The following is a 15,460-nucleotide window of genomic DNA, read 5'->3' as shown; positions in this document are numbered from 1 at the left end:
GTGTTCTTATCTTTCCATACCGTCCTGTGATTTGGAATTTCGTATCCAGAAGCGGGGTCCGCGGACAATATAACAAACCGCCAATGCCGTCAAAACAGCCAGCACACCCACCATCCAAGGCCGGGCGCAAAACCAGCTCCACAAAAACCGGAACGATTCCGGCCGCCAAAAAAGCACCACACCGACCGCCACCGCAAACAGCGCACACACCAGCACACCGCCTGCGGCCAAATCTTTGACCTTCCCGATCAGCGGATCATACTGATCGTTCACTGCGTCCGCCAGTTTTTCGATGGCGGTATTCAGCAGCTCCGCCGCCATAACAAGCGCAATCGTCAAAAAGAGCGCCGCATACTGCCCGAAAGACAACTCAAAAAAGAACGAAAAGACGAATACATACAGCGCTGCCACTGTATGTATCCGCATATTTCGTTCTTGTGTAATCCCATATCCAATTCCTCGGAACGCATCCCGAAAGCTTTTCGAAAGACGATGTCCGTGCTTATTCATCTTGCCCCAAAACATAGCTTCCCGTGCTGGGCAGACCAAGCTGCGAGAGCACAAGCTCCTCTTTTTCACGCATCCGGACACGGTCAAGGCCGCCGGTCTCATGATCATAGCCGAGCAAATGCAGCATCGAGTGCGCTGTCAGATACCCCACTTCGCGTTCCAGACTATGGTCATAACATTTCGCCTGTTCCATTGCCTTCTGAACGGAAATAACGATGTCGCCCAAAATTTTGGCGCCGGTTTCCGGATTCTCGTCGTAGACGCCGTTCTCTCCCATCGGGAAGGACAGCACATCTGTTTCGGTGTCCTTATCGCGATATTGCCGGTTCAGTTCACGGATCTGATTGTTGTTGACAAATGTCACACTGATCTCCGCAGAGGAGTTGAAATTTTCCATTTTTAACACCGCGTTGCAGCAACGCCGGATCAGCATCCGCAAGCCGGTGGGGATCTTCACGTCTTTTTGTTTGTTTGAAATAATAACCCGAATCTTTTCCATTTTACACACACCCGCTCCCTTATTTTTTACGGATTCCTGCAAACATCCGCCCGGCACACGACCGGCGGTGGCTTCTGCGAACCTCTTCGCAGAAGGCGTGCATTTTCGCTTTGAACTGTGCTTTTTCAAAGGTCAAAACGCGCGCTCTTAGCATAAATCTTTTTTATTATTATACAACAATTGTATGCGCTTTGTACAGGCCTTTTTTTACCAAAGAATTTTCGCATCTCTGCTGCATTTTTCCGATAAATTGCATAGCCGGTCTTTTTGAGCGCCCGGAAATTCCCCGTTTTTGGCTTTTTCTTTAGATAAATTGCACAATTCACTTTCTGGTTTTCTATATCCTGCAAACAAAAAAATCGGCGGCAACCACACGCTGCCGCCGACGAAGTTTCCGTCTTATTTGGGTCGTCTGCTCATTGTCGGACGGCTCTTTTTGTCCTGCTGCTTTTCTTCGTATTTATCAAAAGCCTTTACAATATCGCGAACCAGTTTATGCCGGATCACGTCCCGGTTCGTCAGCCGGACAACCGCAATATCCTCGACATGATGCAAAATCGAAGCGCACTTTTCAAGACCGGAATCACTCAGTCGCGGCAAGTCAATCTGCGTCACATCGCCGGTCAGCACCATTTTGGACCCTTCTCCAAGGCGGGTCAGCGCCATCTTCAGCGTCGGAAGCGATGCATTCTGGCTCTCGTCGATAATGACCCGCGCGCGGTTGAGCGTCCGTCCGCGCATATACGCCAGCGGCGCAATTTCAATCACACCGCGTTCCTGATACTTTTTCACATGCTCTGCGCCTAAAATATCGTTAAGCGCATCGTACAGCGGGCGCAAATACGGGTCCACCTTCTGCGCAAGATCTCCCGGCAAAAAGCCCAGGCGCTCTTCGCCTGCCTCAATCGCCGGACGGCTCATGATAATCCGCTCGATCTCTCCGCGTTTGAGCTCCTGAACGGCCTGCGCAACTGCAAGGAACGTCTTTCCCGTTCCGGCCGGCCCAATCCCGATTACCACCGTATTGTCCTGCAGCGCCTTGACATAGGATTTCTGCCCCACAGTCTTGCATTTAATCGGCTGGCCGCGGTGGGTAATCACAACCACATCTGCCATCGCACGGAGCGTTTCCTCGACGCCGCCTTCCTGTGCCAGTTCCAGCATCCGATACACCGTATCGGTATTGATCGTCTCGCCGCTATCATACGCGCGCTGCAGAGAGCGCAGCGTTTCTGCCGCAACTTCGACACTGCGTTCCGATGCACCGGAAACCGCAACAAATGTATCTCTTGACTGAATCGAAACCGAGAGCGCATCCTCCAAAATTCGGATATTTCCATCGTGAATTCCGAAAACCGCCATCTGTTGATCGAGAGACTGAAATTCAATCTGTTCCACCTAAATTATGCCCTCCTCGCCTTTCAGCCAAATCGCCAGCTCTTCCTGTTTATTATAATGCACCCCGGACATTTTTTCAATAGGCGCATTCTGCCGTATTCTGCCGAAGCGCCTGCAAAAAAGTCCGGGTTGCAAGCGGCCCGGACTTTTTATAGATTCAGTTTTCATAGAGTTCCTTGGCCGTCCGAAATGCTGCCCAGGCCTTCGGCCAGCCCGCATAAAAGGCAATGTGCGTAATGGCTTCCGCCATTTCTTCCCGCGTTACGCCGTTTTCCTTTGCACGCTGCATATGATGCTGCAATGAGCTGTCCAGAATTCCGCTTGCAATCAGCGCTGTCACCGTAATCAGGCTGCGGTCCCGCGGAGAAAGCTCCGCTTCCCGCGACCACACCTGTCCGAACAAGACATCGTCGTTTAATTCCGCAAATTTCGGGGCAAATTCTCCCAGTGCATCGCGTCCTGCCGTTACTTGTTTCATTTCTGTTCCTCCCTGCTGATTTTCGCATATTCTGTATCGCTGACCGGTTCGCACCATTCGGTCCGACAGTCTTCCCCCGGCGCCTCAAACGCAATATGGCTAAACCAGCTATCCGCTTTTGCGCCGTGCCAGTGTTTGACATTCGCCGGAATCACAACCACCATACCCGGAATCAAGCTGACCGCTTCCTTGCCCGCTTCCTGATACCAGCCCTCTCCGGCTGTGCAAATGAGAATCTGCCCGCCGCCGGCCGACGCATGATGGAGATGCCAATTGTTGCGGCATCCCGGCTCAAACGTGACATTCGCCAAAAACACCGGGCAGGTTTTCGGATCTGTCAGCGGATTGAGGAAGGAATTCCCCTGAAAATACTGCGCGTAGCCGGTATTTTCCGCACCGGTTCCAAAGACGTTGGCTTCTGCAAAATCCTCTTTCTTGAAAATTTTCATGATACACACTCCTTTTCTGCAAACAATGCCCGGACACGCTGTGCCCAAGCATAAATTTCTTCCTCCGGTATTTCCAAATGGCTGCCGCCCTCCGAATCAAACGCAACCTGCATTTCACAGGCTGTAGCGGCGCACGCCGCCTTCATATCACGGATTACATGCCCCGGCCAGCCGCCGTTTGTCATAAATGGGATCACTGTTTTTCCATTCCAGTTCTGGCTGTGCAAAAATGTCCGGACAGCCGGAGCCATCGTATACCACCAGGTCGGCGTTCCCGCTGCAATCACATCATATTGCTCCAAATTCATCGAAAGCGGTTTCTGCTCTGGTTCATATCCGCGCCGGACTTCTTACCGGCCTTGCTCGACGGCCGCATCGCAGCTTCCTGTGTACGGCACTGCGGTGTCAATTTTTTCCAGATCGCCGCCGGCGATTTCCTGCAGCGTTTTTGCAATCCGTTCTGTATTTCCGTTTGACCACGAATAATATACAATTTCCAGTTTTTTCATCGTCAGCCCCATGTTTTCCGAATTCATGTTTCTAGCAGTGTGTCGGATGATCCACTGCGATACCGCGGGATGCCGCGGATTCCAACCCCTTCCGTCATGGCCGTACGCTTGGCGATATCGGGACTTTCCCACATCATACTGTGGAAATCCCGCTGCCTGCATACGCGCAGAACGGAGGACGCTGCGCCAGCGTCTCCGCACTTTTCGCGCTGCTTTTTCTGTGTTTTCAACCGACACCGACCGGTATGCGTCCTCGAAATCACTTCCTCACGGCAATCCTACACAGCCGGCATCCCTTCCATTTGCCTTTTCATCCGCATACAGATGTCCTCTAGACCGCTCGTTCTTGACACCCAACCTGCGTTGTGCTATGATCATCGTACAGCATAAACCTAACTTTAGGTCAAGATCATTTTTTACGGAGGAACGTTCATGTATACCATCGGACAGGTCGCAAAACTCACAGGTCTCCCCATTTCGACGCTTCGCTATTACGACAAAGAGGGACTGTTTCCACAAATGCAGCGCACTTCCGGCGCCCGAGTTTTTGAAAAACGGGAACTCGATGCAATCCGGATGATCACATGCTTGAAAAAATCCGGGCTGGAAATCCGGGAAATCAAACAGTTCATGCAGTGGTGTACCGAAGGCAGCAAAACGTATCCGCAGCGATTGGCGCTCTTTCAGCGTCAAAAAGAAAGCGTAGAGGCCGAAATGGAAAACCTGCAGAAAACGCTGGATTTACTCCGGTTTAAATGCTGGTATTACGAAACGGCCCTGCAGGACGGCGGCGAAACCCGCTTACATGCGATGATGCCGGATCATTTCCCAGCGGACATCCAGCCGCTCTACAACCGCACACACGACCTTCCCGTACCGGAGACAGATCCGCACAACCCCTAAAAGGAAGAACCTGAAACCGATCCGTGTCCCTGTGCTAAGCTTATGTGCCTGTACCGACTTATCAAAAACAGCCCGCATGTTCTGGGGTTTATTTTCAGAGAGTCAAAACCGCCGGCTAAGCCGGCGGCTTGAATAAGCCCTAGAAGGGCTTGGTACAGACGCAGCCCCTGAAGGGGCGCCGAAGGGGTTTGCCGACCGCATTCCTTCCTCCGGCAGCCTCTAAAGGGGCTTTGTTTTATGCCTTCTTGTTCACGCTACCCGTAAACGGGTCTACGAATTCTTTCAGTTCGACCTGATCCGCTATCTGATCCTCGGTTAGCTGGTTCGTATTTGCTTTTTATTTCTTCCTACCGTATCCACATAATATCCTCGCGCCCAGAAATGTCGGTTCCCATACTTGTCTTGAGGGTTGCGTGCCTGTCGAATATCATCAGACTGCTCTTTCCTTTGCGATATCCCATGATTTGCGATACGCTGTACTTCGGCGGAATCCTGATGCGCATATGTACGTGGTCTCTGCACAGCTCTGCTTTGATGATTTCGATTCCTTTTTGCTGGCATAGTTGCCTCAATATCTTCCCAATATCTACCTTGATTTCTCCGTATATCGCCATTCTCCGATATTTCGGCGCGAATACTACGTGGTATTGACATCTCCATGTCGTATGATCTAATCTGTTTATGTCTTTTTCTTTCATGTGAAAGTCCTCCCTGTTTTGATTGTTGTGTGGTCGGCAAACCACTTCTAATCTAACAGGGAGCTTTTTTCTTGTCTATTCTACTCCTCGCTATAAGCTATTTTTTTACCCCCGGCATAGCCGGGGGTTGCCTTTGGTACAACCAAAGCAAAAAAACGGCGCCGCAGCAGCGGTGCCGTTTTTGCTTTGTAAAAACAATATAGATTCTGTATGGTTTTTCTGAAGAGCGAACTTCATATTCTGCTTCCGCGCGTCTCAGCCCGTCACCTGTGCTTCCACCAGGCTCTCGCCGCAGTACTTCTCGCGCAGCTTCGGCTTTTCAATTTTACCCGTCGGATTGCGCGGAACCGTATCAAAAATAATTCTGCGCGGACGCTTATAGCGCGGCAGCGCTTTGCAGAATTCCGCAAACTCCTGCTCTGTTGTGGTGTTGCCGGGCTTGCGCTCGATGATCGCTGCCGAAATCTCCCCAAGCCGCTGATCCGGAAGGCCAATTACAGCGACATCCTTCACGGCGTGATGGGTCCGCAGAAAGTCCTCAATCTGCACCGGATAGATGTTCTCCCCGCCGCTGATGATCACGTCTTTTTTCCGGTCGACCAGGAAGATAAAGCCATCCTCGTCCTCTCTGGCCATATCGCCGGTATAGAGCCAACCGTCCCTCAACACCGCAGCAGTTGCGGCCGGGTCATTGTAATAGCACTTCATGACGCCGGGACCCTTGACAACAAGCTCTCCGACCTCTCCGCGCGGAACCGGGTTTCCGGCTTCATCTGCGATTTTTGCCTGCCACTGATAGCCCGGTTTTCCAATTGCGCCGACCTTATGAATATTCTCTACGCCCAGATGTACACAGCCCGGACCGGTCGATTCGCTCAGGCCGTAGTTGGTATCATATAGATGATTCGGGAAATACCGCTTCCAACGGCGGATCAGACTCGGCGGCACCGGCTGTGCGCCGATGTGCATCAGGCGCCACTGGTCCAGCTTATAATCCGAAAGCTTGACTTCCCCGCTTTCAATCGCATCGAGAATATCCTGCGCCCACGGAACAAGCAGCCAGACAATCGTTGCCTGTTCGTCGGAAACCGCTTTTAAGATCCAACGCGGTTTGACGCCGCGCAGCAAAACGGATTTTGCCCCCACAAGAAAACTTCCGAACCAGTGCATCTTCGCGCCGGTATGGTAAAGCGGCGGAATGCAGAGGAAAATATCATCCCGCGTCTGCCCGTGATGGTTTTGCTCGGTATAGCACGCCGACATCAGGCTGGCGTGCGGATGCAGAATCGCCTTTGGGAACCCGGTTGTGCCGGAAGAAAAATAGAGTGCTGCGTCATCTTCATCGCAAAGCGGAATGTTCGGCGCAGTATCCGGCAGATTTTTGGTCAGCTTATCATAGCTTTCTGCAAACGTCGGACAGGTTTCGCCGACAGCAAGCCGCAGCGCAACCTGCGGAATCCGGTCGCAGATAGCTTCCACGCGTCCGATAAATTCCGGCCCGAAAACCAGCGCAGTCGATTCCGAAAGCTCCAGACAATACTGGATTTCCTCCGCCGTATAACGGAAATTCATCGGAACTACGATGGCTCCGGTTTTGAGAATTCCAAAATAAATCGGCAGCCATTCCAGACAGTTCATCAGCAAAATGGCAACCTTATCGCCCTTTTTGATTCCGCGTGCAAGCAAAAAATTCGCAAATCGGTTTGCTTTTTGATCAAATTCACGCCAGGTCATTTCCCGCCGGTACTCTTCTGTCGGCGCAGTCTCGACCAGATCGTATTCCTTCCACGTCACCTCGTGTTTTTCCTGCAGCTCTGGATTCACTTCCACCAGCGCAACATCGTCGCCGTACAGATCGGCGTTCCGTGTCAGGATTTCCGTAATCGGCATATTTCCGTCTTCCTTTCATTCTGAGTCCCGTAAAGCCGCCGAAATTTGCAGCTTTGTCTGCTATTATAAACCCTTTTTTTGCGTTTGTGAATAGGATTTGCTCATTTAAAGCATAAAAAAGTTAAATCTTTGCTGATTTAACCCGATAAATTAAAAAACGCCGCATTTTTTCTGCCGTCCGGCGCGTTTTCCCCCAATCTTTTTTCCGTCGGCAATAAGGGAAAACGCACCCAACAGGATATCTTCCCTGCACTTTTTGCCAGGCGCGTGTCGGCCCATCTGCGTCTCAAAAGCCAAAAATCACGCAAAAACCAGTTCCGGCAAATACAAACCGTTTTGCCGAACAGAACTGTCCGGGAAAAACCGCCTTCCCTTTTCTCAAGCCTCGGAGCCGAAAGCAAATTTCCTTCATTTCCGAATAAATTTTCCCAAAAAAAGCAAGCCGGTACAGAACGCGTCTGCGCCGGCTTGCTTTCCATTATACGTACTTTTATACTTTGAACCTATGAAAAACGCGGTTCAGCGAAGCTGCCCGGTTGCGAACAGGTAATCGTCAATATAATTGCCGATTCGGTCTTCAATGAGTGCTTCCGGATCCTTCGAAAGCACGCCCTCCCGCACCTTGCTGTACTGCAGCGGTAAATACTGGCTCAAAAGCGTGTCGGGAATTTCTGCCTCCCGCAGATTCTTCATCAAACGCGCAATCGACGCTTTGACCGCTTCTTCCGGCATATAATACCGCGCGCGGTCAGAATAGCTGTATGTCCGTGCAAGCTGCTTTTCCGCTGCCGTTCCGTGATAATGCTTCTGCCAGTTTTCCGGTTTTTCCAGCATGGTTGCTTCAAGAATCCGGTTGAAATCGCTCAGCCAGATATTTTTGCCGGAGAGCAACGCTTTTTCGATCTGCTCCAGCGCCAAGACCGCTTCCCGCATGCCAAACGTCAGAGCCGGTCCGACTTTCAGAATTGCAATCCCATCTTCAACCATCTGCCGAAGTCCCTTGCGGGTCTGGTAATCTGTCGAGTGTCCCTCAAATACCATCGCCGGATACTCCGCCAAAACAGCCGTCAGCGCCGCCGCCTTTTCGCGGTTGTAGTCAAATACTTCCGCATCACCGAATTCTACGCCCGGCTGCACAACCACGCCGATGACGCGGCTCCAGGCATCCGAGAGTCCGCGGCGGGTAAATTCCTCCTGGAACACCGCAATCGTGCGCCGGCAATCTTCCGGACGCGTAACACTGATGCCGTCCTCTGCTTCCTGCGCACCGCCCGGAATCGGCACCTCGCTGCCGATAATATAGCAGGGCGCCTTGGCGCCTTTTCCTGCAATCGATGCATATGCCTGTTCCGCAACTGCGCAAAGCTCTGCACCGCGCCGTGCAATGACCGCATCGGAAAGCGGCTCGTCCCGGCTGTCATCCGCAAGCCGCATGCTGGTATCCAGGTGAATTTTTTCAAATCCTGCCAGCACATAGCTTTCTACCAGTTCCTTTGCCTTTTCCATGGCCTCTGCTTCCGGAAGTCCGCTCCAGGTCAGCGGTCCCAGATGATCTCCGCCGAGAATGACGGTTTCCTCCGAAATTCCGATTTCCCGGACAAGCCCTTTGACATAGGCGTAAAAATCTGCGGGTTTCATGCCGGTATATCCGCCGTACTGGTTCACCTGATTGGCAGTCGCCTCAATCAGCACCGGCGTCCGGTTTGCCTTGCCGCGGGCAAGCGCTGCGCGCAGCACAGATTCATTTGCGCTGCAGCAGGAATAGATGCCTGTTGCAACACCGTTTTTCTGATCTGCCACCATTTTCTGCAAGAAATTCATACTGTCTTTCCTTTCTCACGTTTCAGCAAATTCCGTACCGGAATGAACGCGCAGCAAGCCCTGCTGCGCGCGTTTCACCTGGACTGCGGATCCTTCTGAATCATTTATTCTTCCCAAGAACCAGCTTCCGTTAAATCCGCCGCTTCTACCTGTGCAATATAGGGAATCGACGGCGCAGCGCCCTTTTTGCCGACTGCCAGCGCCGATGCCTTGGAGGCAATCTGCAGTGCCTCCTGCGGGGAATGTCCCGACACCACCGACGCAATAAAATAGCCGGTAAAGGTATCCCCTGCCGCCGTGGTGTCGACAACCGGCACAGAGAAAATCGGATGCTTAAGCCGCAGGCGTCCTTTCCCATATCGGACGCCGCGCGCGCCCAGCGTCAGGACAATTGCCGCATCAGGATACCGCTCCGTCAGGCGATCGAGCAAAACTGCGTCCGGCCCGTCACCGCAGAGATCCGCCGCCTCGATCTCATTGAGCAAAAAGGTATCCACCCACGCAAGCGGCAGCGCGGAAATTGTCTCATTCATCGGAGAAGGATTGAGAAAAATCCGCATCCCAATTTCATGCGCCTTTTCCATAATATATGGCAGCGCGCTGATTTCATTTTGCAGCAGCAAAACATCTCCCGCTTCAAACTGCGAAAGCACCTTGTCTGCAAACGCCTGTGTGATCTCCTGATTTGCGCCGCCGTAAAGCAGAATGCAATTCCCGCCTTCGGGATCCACCTGAATCATCGCGTGACCGGAAGCACCCGCAGAACGCGCCAAAAACCGGGTCTCTACACCGTTTTGCTGCAGCATTTCCAAAAGCATCTCGCCGTCCTGCGCGCCGATCTTTCCGGCATGAAACACCGTAGCGCCAGCACGGGCCAGCGCAATCGACTGGTTGAGTCCCTTGCCGCCGCAAAAGACCTCCCGCGCCGTAGAGCTGAGCGTTTCACCTGGACGCAAAAAATGCGGAACGTGATAGACGTAATCGATGTTGAGCGAACCGAAATTTAAAATTTTCATGACAAAGCGCCTCCTTGCCCGAGGCCGAAATTTCTGCGCCCAATGGATCCTGTCCTTTATTGAATGGGTTCAAAGTCCGCCGCACCGTGTTTGCACAGCGGGCAGATATAATCTTCCGGCAATGCATCGCCTTCATAAATATATCCGCAAATTTTGCAGACAAAGCCTTTTTTGCCTGCAGTCTGCGGCTTCGGCTTAACCTGCGCCTGATAATACGCATATGTCATGCTTTCTTTCGATGAAATGACCCGCGCCTCGGTCACACTGCAAATAAACATGCCGTGCGTACCCAAATCGACGTATTCTTCCACTTTCAGAGAAAGGAATGCGTTAATATACCGCGGCAGAAACGCCAGACCATTATCCGAACGAAGCGGTGTGCAGTTCGCAAATTTATCAGCAGACCGTCCGCTCTGGAACCCGAACGTCTCAAACACCTGGAACGGTGCATCCGTAGACAGGCAGTTGACATTAAGAATGCCCGTCTGCTTGATCACGTGATGGGAATAGTTCTGCTTATTGATCGTCACTGCGATCCGGTTCGGCGTATCGGTTACCTGCGACACCGTATTGACAATCAGACCGTTATCCTTTTTTCCATCGTTTGAAGTCACAACATACAGCCCATATCCGATTTTAAAAAGCGCAGTCAAATCGTTCTTGTTTGCCGTTTCGCTCTGCTGCTCCAAATAATCATGACAAAGCTCTTCCGAGAGCGCCTCCAGCTGTGCGCTGCTTTCCTCATTCAGCGCCGAACGGATCCGCACCGTCGTCTCGGTAAAGGTCAGATTTTTGCACGGCTCCAGCATCTGCTTCATGGTTTTTGCCGCAAGCGGTGCCCAGGACCCGTTTTCAATCAGCGCAACGGTCCGGTTCTGATAATTACGCTCGGTCAGGTGGTCGATAAACTCCCGCATAAAGGGGAAAATGCCGGCGTTATAGGTCGTGGTCGCAAGCACCAGCTTGCTGTAACGGAACGCATCCTCAACAGCCTCCGCCATATCGCAGCGTGCCAGATCATTCACTACAACCTTGGGACACCCCTTTGCGCGCAGTTTTTCTGCGAGTTGTTCGACTGCCTTTTTCGTGTGTCCGTAAATCGAAGTGTAGGCAATTAAAATGCCTTCGGTCTCCGGCGTGTAGGAAGACCAGGTATGATACAGGTTCAGATAGTGGCCCAGATTTTCGCGCAGCACCGGTCCGTGCAGCGGGCAGATGATTGCAATATCCAGCCCCGCCGCCTTTTTGAGCAGGTTCTGCACCTGTGTGCCGTATTTTCCAACAATTCCGATATAGTACCGGCGTGCCTCGCAGTCCCATGCCTCTTCTGCATCCAGCGCTCCAAATTTGCCGAACCCGTCCGCAGAAAAGAGTACCCGGTCTTTGTTGTCATAAGTGACCATCACTTCCGGCCAGTGCACCATCGGCGCAGTGACAAAGGTCAGCGTACGGCCGCCGAGAGAGAGGGTGTCCCCTTCTCCGACCACCACTTTCCGATCCGAAAAATCTGTACCGAAAAATTGCTGCATCATCGTAAACGCCTTCGCCGTTGCGACGATCTTGGCATGCGGATAAACCTGCATAAAATTCGCAATATTCGCGGAATGATCCGGCTCCATATGCTGTACAATCAGGTAGTCCGGCTGGCGTGCAGCAAGCGCCGTCTCAATATGATCCAGCCACTCATGCGTAAAGCGCGCATCCACGGTGTCCATCACCGCAATTTTTTCGTCCAGGATCACATAGGAATTATAGGCCATACCGTTTGGAACAATATATTGCCCCTCAAACAAGTCAACGTCGTGATCGTTTACCCCGACATACCGAATCGTATCTGTAATTTGCATTCTTGATCCCTCCAGAAAACTTATGATGACTCGCGGTCAGTTCTATTATACCGGCCTGTTTCGCCGGAGTAAAGGAGAATTTGTAAATTTTTCTCAAATTGATCACGTGTCTTATTTTGGGAATTCAGCGAAATCCATTTTGGACTCTGTATTTTCAAACGCCCAAAACTACGAACAAAGGAGGAAACCACTTGGCATAAACCTTTTTTTGGAAAATCCGCCCTTTATAGAAAAGATGGCTTGATTTTGCATAATCTTTTAGGTATAATGACTATATTCTAAGATCAGATTTTCGGAGGGATTCCATGGCGCATGAAGAGTACGAGATCATTGCACATCCCAAAATTCAACATGTTAATATTTTTCTCGTAAGTCTGGCTTATCGGAACCCGCATATTCACAGCGAATTGGAGGTCTGCGCTGTTTTGCAGGGAGAAGCCGCTGTTTTTCTGAACGGCGAAACCCACACAGCCGGCAAGGGAGATATTGTGCTGCTTAACCCGGATCAGCCGCATGAAATTCGGTCGGTCGGCGACCAGAACACGCTGATTCTGGCTATTCAGCTCTCCCCAAAATTTTTCGCCAATTACTCCCCTTCCGGCTACAACATCGAATTCGAAGAACTCTTTGCCGCCCGCGGGGACGACCCGTCTCAAAAACTATTTGAGATGCTGCTTCAAATGGCACGCGCTTATTTTACAGGCGGCATCGGCTATGAATTTCAGTGTGTCGGGCTGGTCAATCTGATGCTGGCGCAATTTTGGCAAAATCTACCTTACCGGTTTATCGGAGAAAAAGAACGCGCTGAAAAAGATCTGCGTACCCGCCGGCTTTCGCGAATCACCCAGTATATCAACGAGCATTACACGGAAAAGCTGCTGCTCTCTGACATTGCGGCGCTGGAGGGACTTTCCATGTCCTATCTCTCTCATTTTTTCCGGGATAATCTCAATATTACCTTTCAGGAATACCTCAACAATATCCGCTTTGAAAAAGCCCTGCAGCTGATGGAGAGAACCAAAAAGAAGCTGATCGATATCAGCATGGAAAGCGGATTTTCCGACAGCAAATATCTCAACCGGATGTTCTTTGAACGGTTTCACTGTTCTCCGCGCGAATACCACAAAAATCTGCGCAATGCGCGGGAAGGCCGTGCGTCGCTCGGCTGTATTCAAACCTTTTACACAGAAGAAGAAAGCCTCGCCTTTCTTTCCGGATTTCAAAACACGTGACCTGTTACGGTACAAAAAAGCGCTGGATGCTTCTGCATCCGGCGCTTTTTTGTGTTCCTTCTGAGAACTCTCGCTGTCAACTTGTCCGATTTCGGACAAAAAACAGCTCTATTTTGGCCGCAGCAGAAAACATTCCATATTTTAACGTAAAAACAGCAAAATAATCGTATGAAAATGACAAGTTTGTAGATGTAGTTTTTCAAAAAAAATGGCATAGTTAAACTAACAAATCCATAACAGGAAGGTTGTTGTATAATGTCAAGATTTCAATTTTCCGTCGGCCCCTGGAATGTCCACAGTGGCGCTGACTCCTATGGCCCTGCAACCCGTGACGAGATCCCCTTTGAAGAGAAAGTAAAGAAATTTGCTGAGCTCGGATTTTCCGCCGTCCAGTTCCATGACGACGACGCGGTGCCGAACATCAACAATCTCTCCGAAGAAGAGATCAAAGCCGAAGCCCGCAAAGTCAAAGCGCTGCTTGACCGTTATGGCCTCAAAGCCGAATTCGTCGCACCGCGCCTGTGGATGGATCCGCACACCATTGACGGCGGATACATGTCCTCTTGCGAAAAAGACCGCGAGTTTGCTATGTGGCGTTCTTATCGTTCGATCGATATCGCAAACGAACTCGGCTGCGACAAAATCGTCCTCTGGCTCGCGCGCGAAGGCACCCTCTGCGCAGAAACCAAAAGCCCGGTCGAATCGACCCGCCGTCTGATTGAAGCAATCGACAAGATGCTCGATTACGACAAGAAGATCAAAATCCTCATCGAACCGAAGCCCAATGAGCCGATCGATCGCAGCATCTGCGGCACTATCGGCCATGTCATGGGCGTCTCCGCTGCGACAAAGGATCCTTCCCGTGTCGGCGGCCTGCTCGAAAGCGCACATGCCATCCTCGCCGGACTCGATCCGTCGCATGAAATCGGCTTCGCTATGGCGATGGGCAAACTCTGGGGCGTTCATCTCAACGACCAGAACGGCATCAAATTTGACCAGGATAAGACCTTCGGCGTAGAAAACCTGCGTCAGGCCTTCAATCAGATCAAAGTGCTCGTAGAAAATGGCTACGGCAAAAACGGCGAGTATGTCGGACTCGACGTAAAAGCAATGCGCACTACCAAAACCGAGGACAGCTACAAGCACCTCGAAAACAGCCTGCGCATTGCCAAAGCGCTTGAAGAGAAAGCCGAACGCTTCGATTATAGTTTCCAGAAAAAGTGCGTGGAAAGCCGCGATTTCGAAGCGCTTGAAATGTACGTCATGGATCTCCTGATGGGCTTAAAATAACCGATTCTCTCTTACTTTTATAGATTCCTTCTTATTTTGGACACCACATCAGCTGGAAAACGGCGGCCTGCGGGTTGCCGTTTTTCACTATGCAGCACACTTTTCCCCTCTGCACGGATTTTTGCCGCAGAAACTACAGCCGAAAGATTAACAGCTAAAAGTCAAGTCTAAAAATGCAGGATGGATGTAAAAAGATAGGCAGTAAAAAAAGATGCTGCGAACCAGACGGCAATGACGCCGAATTCCATTTCATCAATCTCGTCACCCAATTCGTGGATAAGTTTGATGGCATGCTTTCATTTCAAAGATGCAGCGGGTATCTGTGTACCGATGGAGTTTCTCGCTGCGTCACGAATTTAAATTACTTCGGCCCGGTTATATCTACTTTGGGAAGCAGTATAAAGCAAATTTGCAAAATGGACTTTGGCATATGGTTTCATTTGGTGACGCACTTAAATAGCGTAAGAAGCGGCTGTATGTACAGTGGGAAAGCGTTTTTCTAACTTATAGGAAACAAGATGTTGACCAATCTGGAAACAGAGGATTCCAGCCTTGTTCTTTCAGAAATTTTGTCAAAGCTGTCTCTTGTTAGTGACTTTCGTTTGGAATTATGGTATACTATGTCTGTATAGGGTTGAGACCCACATCAGACATTTGCATAAGTGCAATCGCTCTTGCATCCACCCGACCGGTCTTCGTTTTTCTAAGGCTTAAGCTTTTACGGTAGAGGTTGGTGTGCAGAAGATTTATGACATAGGAGGTCAGGCCGTTGCCGAGAAAGAACTGAGAAGTTTATAACTGTCATGTCCGATCGTCTCAAGCCTATCTTTATTTGTTGCCGTTCCCTGTACAGGAAACAATCGTTTGAAGGAAGCGCACAAAATGTTCTTGTCAGTTCGGAACAGGAAAAGTGTCACAAA

General features: G+C 50.8%; 14 protein-coding genes and 1 pseudogene. 3 read left to right on the top strand and 12 right to left on the bottom strand.

What is annotated here, in order from left to right:
• Positions 1-6 precede the first annotated feature (6 nt).
• From IAG03_RS02815 to IAG03_RS02785, 7 genes are all read right to left on the bottom strand, one after another.
• Complete coding sequence (locus tag IAG03_RS02815) at positions 7-510, bottom strand: diacylglycerol kinase family protein (protein WP_283242975.1); 504 nt, start codon at positions 508-510, stop codon at positions 7-9.
• Positions 503-1,009 carry an rRNA maturation RNase YbeY gene (gene ybeY / locus IAG03_RS02810; protein ID WP_249318218.1) on the bottom strand — a complete coding sequence of 169 codons (507 nt, stop codon included), beginning with the start codon at positions 1,007-1,009 and terminating at the stop codon, positions 503-505. The genes IAG03_RS02815 and ybeY overlap by 8 nt, the downstream gene beginning before the upstream one ends.
• A gap of 399 nt (positions 1,010-1,408) precedes the next feature.
• A complete protein-coding gene (locus IAG03_RS02805; protein ID WP_249318217.1) occupies positions 1,409-2,407 on the bottom strand; it encodes a PhoH family protein in 999 nt (332 codons plus the stop codon).
• A 157-nt stretch (positions 2,408-2,564) separates the two neighbouring features.
• Positions 2,565-2,885, bottom strand: a complete 321-nt coding sequence (locus IAG03_RS02800) for a carboxymuconolactone decarboxylase family protein (RefSeq protein ID WP_249318216.1) — start codon at positions 2,883-2,885, stop codon at positions 2,565-2,567.
• Entirely contained in the window at positions 2,882-3,334 is a 453-nt protein-coding gene (locus IAG03_RS02795; RefSeq protein WP_249318215.1) for a cupin domain-containing protein, read from the bottom strand. The genes IAG03_RS02800 and IAG03_RS02795 overlap by 4 nt, the downstream gene beginning before the upstream one ends.
• The gene (locus IAG03_RS02790) at positions 3,331-3,642 is read right to left on the bottom strand and encodes a flavodoxin family protein (RefSeq protein WP_249318214.1); all 312 of its coding nucleotides are present in this window, start codon (positions 3,640-3,642) and stop codon (positions 3,331-3,333) included. The genes IAG03_RS02795 and IAG03_RS02790 overlap by 4 nt, the downstream gene beginning before the upstream one ends.
• A 42-nt stretch (positions 3,643-3,684) precedes the next feature.
• Positions 3,685-3,843: a flavodoxin gene (locus IAG03_RS02785; RefSeq protein WP_249318213.1), complete on the bottom strand. Its 159-nt coding sequence runs from the start codon at positions 3,841-3,843 to the stop codon at positions 3,685-3,687.
• A 432-nt stretch (positions 3,844-4,275) separates the two neighbouring features.
• On the opposite strand from IAG03_RS02785, the gene IAG03_RS02780 reads away from it, so the two are divergent.
• Complete coding sequence (locus IAG03_RS02780; RefSeq protein WP_249318212.1) at positions 4,276-4,746, top strand: MerR family transcriptional regulator; 471 nt, start codon at positions 4,276-4,278, stop codon at positions 4,744-4,746.
• 235 nt (positions 4,747-4,981) lie between these two features.
• Here IAG03_RS02780 and tnpA read toward each other — a convergent pair.
• The 5 genes and pseudogenes from tnpA to IAG03_RS14495 form a co-directional block, all read right to left on the bottom strand.
• Positions 4,982-5,444, bottom strand: a pseudogene (gene tnpA, locus IAG03_RS02775) (IS200/IS605 family transposase).
• Positions 5,445-5,699: 255 nt separating this feature from the next.
• Positions 5,700-7,334: a class I adenylate-forming enzyme family protein gene (locus IAG03_RS02770; protein WP_249318211.1), complete on the bottom strand. Its 1,635-nt coding sequence runs from the start codon at positions 7,332-7,334 to the stop codon at positions 5,700-5,702.
• Positions 7,335-7,853: 519 nt separating this feature from the next.
• Positions 7,854-9,155 carry a class II D-tagatose-bisphosphate aldolase, non-catalytic subunit gene (locus IAG03_RS02765; protein ID WP_249318210.1) on the bottom strand — a complete coding sequence of 434 codons (1,302 nt, stop codon included), beginning with the start codon at positions 9,153-9,155 and terminating at the stop codon, positions 7,854-7,856.
• Between the two features lie 104 nt (positions 9,156-9,259).
• Positions 9,260-10,171, bottom strand: coding sequence for a ribokinase (locus IAG03_RS02760; protein WP_249318209.1), 912 nt, complete (start codon positions 10,169-10,171; stop codon positions 9,260-9,262).
• A 56-nt stretch (positions 10,172-10,227) separates the two neighbouring features.
• Complete coding sequence (locus IAG03_RS14495; protein WP_249318208.1) at positions 10,228-12,018, bottom strand: flavin reductase; 1,791 nt, start codon at positions 12,016-12,018, stop codon at positions 10,228-10,230.
• Positions 12,019-12,323: 305 nt separating this feature from the next.
• Here IAG03_RS14495 and IAG03_RS02750 point away from each other — a divergent pair, with 305 nt between their 5' ends.
• Both IAG03_RS02750 and IAG03_RS02745 read left to right on the top strand, forming a co-directional pair.
• Positions 12,324-13,250, top strand: a complete 927-nt coding sequence (locus tag IAG03_RS02750; RefSeq protein WP_249318207.1) for an AraC family transcriptional regulator — start codon at positions 12,324-12,326, stop codon at positions 13,248-13,250.
• Positions 13,251-13,505: 255 nt separating this feature from the next.
• Positions 13,506-14,540: a TIM barrel protein gene (locus tag IAG03_RS02745; protein WP_249318206.1), complete on the top strand. Its 1,035-nt coding sequence runs from the start codon at positions 13,506-13,508 to the stop codon at positions 14,538-14,540.
• The last annotated feature ends 920 nt before the right edge of the window (positions 14,541-15,460 follow it).

Source organism: Yeguia hominis (genome assembly GCF_014384705.1).
Lineage (GTDB): Bacteria > Bacillota > Clostridia > Oscillospirales > Acutalibacteraceae > Yeguia > Yeguia hominis.
Note: the sequence above shows the minus strand (reverse complement) of the source record. Positions and strands in the feature narration are given on the sequence as shown.